This is a genomic window from uncultured Candidatus Kuenenia sp. (assembly GCF_900696675.1).
GTDB classification, from domain to species: domain Bacteria; phylum Planctomycetota; class Brocadiia; order Brocadiales; family Brocadiaceae; genus Kuenenia; species Kuenenia stuttgartiensis_A.
In genome coordinates this window covers 1-6,620 of record NZ_CAADGZ010000159.1, presented here as the reverse complement: position 1 = coordinate 6,620, position 6,620 = coordinate 1, and the positions used below count along the sequence as shown (strand labels likewise).

The following is a 6,620-nucleotide window of genomic DNA, read 5'->3' as shown; positions in this document are numbered from 1 at the left end:
TTTGGTTTGCCGTAGCCCCGCAACGGAGCGCGGGATAAACTCCGCGGAGGCAAGCGGAAACGCACCTCATTCTTGTTCAGGATTTTCTTTGAAAAAAGTTCGGATTTCGTTCAGAATACGGAGCCAAATTGTATGTTCGGCGTTTGTTGCCTCGGCGCAAAGCGCCTCGGCACGCGCCCTGCGGGCGCTAAGGTCTGATTTTGAAAGGATTTGCCACGCTCCGAGTGGCTCAAAAAACAATTCCCGTTCCAGCAAAATTCGGTTCGCTGTTGCAAAGCAACAGAATCCCGCTCTGCGGGATAGCCAATCTTTTTTTTCGCCCTATGGGCGAGTTGCAAAGCGATAATAATTCCGCGAAGCGGAATTGCCCAAAAGCGATATTATAAAAAAAATAATTTTCAAAACTTATGAATAAATACTTTCTCTACATTAGAAAATCAACAGATGAAGACGACAGACAAGTTTTAAGCTTGGACGCACAAGAAACAGAATTGCGGGAATTGGCGGCAAAAGAAAAAATAACCATTGTTGATACTTTCCGCGAATCACAGACCGCCAAAGAGCCGGGCCGTCCGATTTTTAACAATATGCTTGATAGGATAGAAAAAGGCGAAGCGGACGGAATTTTGGCTTGGCACCCTGATCGGCTCGCCCGCAATTCTGTTGACGGCGGAAAAATTATTTTTTTAATAGATTCTGAAAAGATAAAATTTCTAAAATTTCCTACATTTTGGTTTGAAGCCACGCCACAGGGAAAATTTATGCTCAATATCGCTTTTGGGCAGTCAAAATATTTTGTTGATAATCTTTCAGAGAATACCAAAAGAGGTTTAAGGCAAAAATTAAGGCGAGGCGAAATGCCCGGCTATGCTCCGCTTGGATATTTAAATGATTTAAAAAATCATACAATTATAAAAGACCCTGAAAGATTTCGCCTCGTTCGGAAAATTTTTGAACTATATTCATCAGGCGATTATTCTCTGAAAGATTTAAGAGACAAAATTTTTGACATCGGCTTGTTGACCAGAAATGAAAAAATGCTTTCCGTTTCAATGGTGCAAAGTATTTTAAAAAATCCTTTTTATTATGGAATGTTTAGATATAACGGCGAATTATGGCAAGGAAAGCATGAGCCAATGATTACAAAGAAACTTTTTGAAAAATGCCAAAAGGTTTTATCTGACCGCTCCCGACCGCAAAAAAGAAAGATTAAAGAATTTGCTTTTCGCGGACTTTTGTTTTGCGGGGAATGCGGTTGCGTCATAACTTCCGAAACGCAAAAAGGACACAACTATTATCGTTGCACGAAAAAACGAGGTAAATGTTCGCAGGGATATATCCGCGAGGAAGTTTTGGCGGAGCAGATAAACAAGCAAATTCAAAAAGTTTCTTTGCCTCCGTCTTGGGCTGACAATATGATTACCGAACTAAACAAGGACAAAGAGCAAGAAACCAAAGACGGAGCCGTTTTTGCTCAAAATCTAAAATCTCAAATCAAAGAACTTGAGAATAAGCTGGACACGCTTTTAGATACGCACTTAGACGGAACAATTACCAAAGATGAATACACCGCCAAAAAACAAAAAATCCTCAACCAAAAGATTGAGATTTCTGAAAAATTAAAGGATTTTGAGCAAAACGGCAATCATTGGCTCGAACCGGCTAAAAAATTCATTTTAGACAGTAAACAAGCCGAAATTATCGCTTTGCAGGAAAATCTTTTTGACAAAAAAGATTTTCTAAAAAAGATTGGCTCGAACCGAATTTTGCTGGAACGGGAATTGTTTTTTGAGCCACTCGGAGCGTGGCAAATCCTTTCAAAATCAGACCTTAGCGCCCGCAGGGCGCGTGCCGAGGCGCTTTGCGCCGAGGCAACAAACGCCGAACATACAATTTGGCTCCTCGGGTAGGATTCGAACCTACAACCTAGTGGTTAACAGCCACCCACTCTACCATTGAGCTACCGAGGAAGATTTTTATTAATTAACATGCAAATATTGAATCAACCTTGAAATTTCATGCTTCATGTTTTTACGATGTACAATCATATCAAGAAAACCATGCTCAAGCAAAAATTCCGCCCGCTGAAAATTACCAGGAAGTGTTCGTTTTATTGTTTCCTGAATTACTCTGGGACCTGCAAAACCAATCAGCGCCTTTGGTTCGGCAATAGTAATATCTGCCAATGAAGCAAAACTTGCCATTACTCCACCCAGTGAAGGATCGGTTAATACCGATATGTATAGCCCGCCCGCCCGTTGAAACCTTGCTATGGCGGCGCTCGTTTTTGCCATTTGCATAAGAGAAAAAATACCCTCCTGCATGCGAGCTCCTCCGCCTGAACCAGAAATAATCACCAAAGGGAATTTTTGATCCATAGCCTTTTCTGTTATGCGGACAATCTTCTCCCCAACCACAGAACCCATACTTCCCATTATGAAGCTGGGATCGGTAATCCCTATCATGATGTCAGCGCCATTCACCTTTCCTTTTCCAACTATAGCGGCCTCTTTCAGTCCGGATTTAAGCTGGTCGGCAGTAACCCTTTCTGGGTATGACATGCGGTCAAAAAAATTCAAAGGATTGGTGGGCTTCATATCAGTCCAATACTCTTCGAAACTGTCTTCATCAAGCAGCAATTTTAATCTGTCCCTGCTAAAAATGCGAAAATGGTAATCACACTCGGGACAAACCTGGAAGCTTTCTTCAACGGTTTTCCTATATACCAAATTTTTGCACCAGTCGCAGCTTATCCATAAGCCGTTTGGCATATCTTTCTTTTTTCTAAAGAACACCATTGAATTGCCATGCCCCCATTAAATTAACAAAAGGGATATTCGCTCCATCATTGGCAAACATTGTTTTTGACCACTTATGCAACGTTTTCCCGTGCAAAATATCCCATATATACTATTGTGAAATACAGAAAAACTAATAACTATTCAGCGTAATTTATTAAACTACCGGAGATCAGAGCGCAACTCGTTTCCAAACAGATACTTCACTATGTTCAGTACAAGGTTTGGGAATGAGCCGTGTATCGTTTACGCTGAATAGTTACAAAAACCGTCAACAAAACAAGAGATAGTTTAAAACCTTTTAACCAAAAAACAAGCTATTTTTATATATTTCCAGGAAACAACTTCTTTGGACAATAAAAAGGAATTTATCTGTTAACAAGATTAACAGCATCTTTTTCCATGGTTTGTTCGGCAATTTGTTTCAGGGATTTAATCGCATTGCCAGGGTCACTCGTTTTAAAAATAGCAGAAGCGGCTACGATTACATTTGCCCCTTGTTTTACTACCTGGGAAATATTGTCTGGTGTAATTCCTCCATCTACCTGAATATCCATTTTATCCGGCGCTTTATCGCGGAGCCTTGCAATCTTAGGCAAGGCAATTGGAATAAATTTCTGGCCAGCAAAACCTGGATTTACCGACATGACGAGCGCCATATCTACCTGATCCAGAAAATTTTCTATCATTTCTACGGGCGTACCCGGATTTAACGATATACCAACTTTCATCCCCGTACTTTTGATCAGAGAAATAATCTCTTTGGGGTTTTTTACCGTCTCAATATGAAATGTAATTATTCCATTGCCTTCCGCCGCCCCGGCAAATGCTTCCACATAACGTTCCGGATGTTCGATCATTAAATGTATATCTAATGGTATATTTGTTATCCGCCTTATCCCCGCAACAATAAAAGGCCCTATGGTAATATTGGGGACAAAATGGCCGTCCATAACATCAATATGAATGAGATCGATTCCCGCCGCTTCAATGCGTTTGATTTCTTCTTCAAAGCGCATGGGATTTGCCGCCAGTATTGAAGCGGATATTTTAATCTTATTTCTCATTCTTCGTATTTCCTTTGTTTTAGCATAGATCAATAGAGAAGTTACGGAAGATGTCCGTATATTATATTTTTTTGTCCGTAAGCGATGCTATCCCGGGGAGATCTCCGCCTTCCAATAATTTCAAAAAAGCCCCTCCGCCGGTTGAAATAAATGATACCTCGTGCGCTTTCCCTGCTTTGTGAAACGCCATGTCGGTATCACCGCCGCCCACTACGGTGGATGCGTGAGAACTTGTTACGATATCTACCATGGCGTATGTTCCTCTGCTGAATGCATCAATTTCAAACGCCCCCATAGGGCCGTTCCATAAAATTGTTTTTGCGTCCTGCAATACCGCGGAAAAAAGTTTTATCGTTGCAGGGCCTATGTCAAGGGCAATCCATCTTTCTGGTATTTCCTGAAATGGCACTACCTTTGTTTCCGCCGTTTTGTCAAATTTTTCCGCCACAACGAAATCCACCGGTAAATATAATTTTGTGCCATTTTTCTTTGTATAATCCATTAGATTATTTGCCGTCTCAATCATACTGTCTTCAACCAGCGATTTCCCAACCGGTATTCCCTGTGCTTTAAGAAAGGTAAATGCCATTGCCCCGCCGATGATGATTTTATCCATCTTTTTGGCAAGATTTTCAAGGATCTTTATTTTGTCAGAGACCTTAGAGCCTCCCAAAATGGCAATAACAGGACGTATAGGATCGTTGACGGATTTTTCAAAATAGTCCAACTCTTTCTTGATCAAAAACCCGGCTGCCGCAGGCACATACCGGACTATCCCGACCATCGAAGCATGATTTCTGTGGCAGTTTCCGAATGCATCCTGTACGAATAAATCACATAAACCCGCAAGCTCTTTCGCAAACCCGGCATCGTTTTTTTGCTCGCCGGGATGAAACCTTAAGTTTTCCAACAGTAGCACGTCTCCGTAATTCATTGCCTCTACCTGTTTTTTTACCTCTTCGCCAATACAGTCCTCCGCAAGCGTGATCTTGACTTTTTCCGTCAGAAAACGTTGCAGACGCCTTACTACAGGTTTTAAACTGTATTTCGGATTTGCGCCGACGGGCCTTCCCAGATGAGACGCAATAATTACCTTTGCTTCCTCATCCAGCAAATAGTTGATGGTTGGCAATGTTGCGCGAATCCTGGTATCATCGGTTATATTCCCATCTTCGTCTAATGGTACATTGTAATCCGTACGTACCATAACCTTCTTTTTTCTAACCGCCAGGTCTTTTATAAATAGTTTTTTCATTTAAATATTATTATGCTTTAAAATGAGGTTTATTAGAAATAACGCAGGAGAAAAACCGTTTTGGCTTGCAGGAAACTTATTGGAGAAAGCGCTAAATATTACTCGTTTAAATAAATATTCGTTACTTTGCAGGGAATGGGCATTTTTCATTACACAAGAAAACGGATGTTTTTTTTAAAGACGACTCATTAATTCGATCAGGTCAACCATGCGGTTTGAAAACCCCCATTCATTATCGTACCAGGATATTACTTTTGCCATGCGTTTATCAATTACATACGTTAACGCGGAATCGAATATGCTGGAATGTGGATTCCCGATGATATCTGAAGATACAATGGGGTCTCCGCAATATTCAAGGATACCTTTTAAATCGCCTTCTGCGGCTGTTTTCATGGCAGCATTGATTGCATCCCTATCGACCTCTTTTGCAAGCATAACCACCAAATCGGTAACAGAACCATCGGGCACGGGAACCCGCATGGCCAGGCCATCCAACTTCCCTTTCAGTGATGGAATCACCTCGCCGATTGCCTTTGCCGCTCCAGTCGTTGTCGGAATAATATTTATTGCCGCTGCCCTTGCCCTTCTGATATCCTTATGCATGAAATCCAGTATTCGCTGATCATTCGTATATGCATGTATTGTCGTCATAAGCCCTTTTTCTATTCCAAAGTTGTCATGCAATACTTTTGCGAGCGGCGCTAAACAATTCGTTGTGCATGAAGCATTGGACACTATTTTGTGTTCCGGCCGGAGATCTTTATTATTTACCCCGACAACGATTGTTGCGTCTATTTTATCCTTTGCCGGGGCTGAAAGAAGCACCTTTTTTGCACCCGCATCCAGGTGTTTTGAGCAGTCCGACCTTGAGGTAAATATGCCCGTAGATTCAATGACAATGTCTACGCCAATCGATTTCCATGGCAGTTTGGCAGGGTCTTTCTCCATAAGCAATCTGACCTCTTTGTCATTTACCATGAGGGCATTTTCTTTTATTTGTATGCTTCCGTCAAATCTGCTGTGTATAGAATCATATTTCAGCAACATTGCCAGCGATTTTGAATCGGCAAGATCATTTATGGCAACTACATCGATATTATTCCGTTTGGATATTACACGAAATACATTCCTTCCTATCCTTCCAAAACCATTTATTCCTATTCTAACTGACATGTATTGTCCTTATTTTTTGTCCTAAAATATTAAAAATACGTATTTCACTTACCATTTATATTTTATAAAAAGGGGGCGCTTTTCCCGCAGGAAAAGACACGGTATTCTAAGCAGGTAAATATGTTTTGTCAAGTATTTAAAAACCATGGGCTGCTTTTACTTACCGAATAGTCTTAAAATGCGGTACTGGCAAAAAATGTAACACTTTAGTTCTTTGAAAAATTAATAGCGAAAAAAGGTAAAAAAAGCTGGCGTCTGTTTTTCCTTTGTGGTATAAAAGGCTTCAATAAAGGGAAACAGTTTATGAAGCCTATCATATTCCAA

At 40.9% G+C, this 6,620-nt stretch carries 6 protein-coding genes and 1 tRNA gene; 2 read left to right on the top strand and 5 right to left on the bottom strand.

Annotated elements, in window-relative coordinates:
* Positions 1 to 346: hypothetical protein (locus QZT26_RS15675; protein WP_295103483.1), on the top strand; the 346-nt coding region annotated here is incomplete at its 5' end.
* A gap of 61 nt (positions 347 to 407) precedes the next feature.
* Entirely contained in the window at positions 408 to 1,910 is a 1,503-nt protein-coding gene (locus QZT26_RS15670) for a recombinase family protein (protein WP_295103481.1), read from the top strand.
* On the opposite strand, the gene QZT26_RS15665 is transcribed toward QZT26_RS15670, so the two are convergent.
* The 5 genes from QZT26_RS15665 to gap all read right to left on the bottom strand — a co-directional run bounded on the left by QZT26_RS15665 (position 1,896) and on the right by gap (position 6,296).
* A tRNA-Asn gene (locus tag QZT26_RS15665) sits at positions 1,896 to 1,970 on the bottom strand. The genes QZT26_RS15670 and QZT26_RS15665 overlap by 15 nt on opposite strands.
* 9 nt (positions 1,971 to 1,979) lie before the next feature.
* Positions 1,980 to 2,798: an acetyl-CoA carboxylase, carboxyltransferase subunit beta gene (accD, locus tag QZT26_RS15660; RefSeq protein ID WP_099324664.1), complete on the bottom strand. Its 819-nt coding sequence runs from the start codon at positions 2,796 to 2,798 to the stop codon at positions 1,980 to 1,982.
* A gap of 368 nt (positions 2,799 to 3,166) precedes the next feature.
* Positions 3,167 to 3,865: a ribulose-phosphate 3-epimerase gene (gene rpe / locus QZT26_RS15655; RefSeq protein WP_099324663.1), complete on the bottom strand. Its 699-nt coding sequence runs from the start codon at positions 3,863 to 3,865 to the stop codon at positions 3,167 to 3,169.
* 61 nt (positions 3,866 to 3,926) lie between these two features.
* Entirely contained in the window at positions 3,927 to 5,120 is a 1,194-nt protein-coding gene (locus QZT26_RS15650) for a phosphoglycerate kinase (protein ID WP_164994520.1), read from the bottom strand.
* A 174-nt stretch (positions 5,121 to 5,294) separates the two neighbouring features.
* Positions 5,295 to 6,296, bottom strand: coding sequence for a type I glyceraldehyde-3-phosphate dehydrogenase (gene gap / locus QZT26_RS15645; RefSeq protein WP_164994521.1), 1,002 nt, complete (start codon positions 6,294 to 6,296; stop codon positions 5,295 to 5,297).
* Between the last annotated feature and the right edge of the window lie 324 nt (positions 6,297 to 6,620).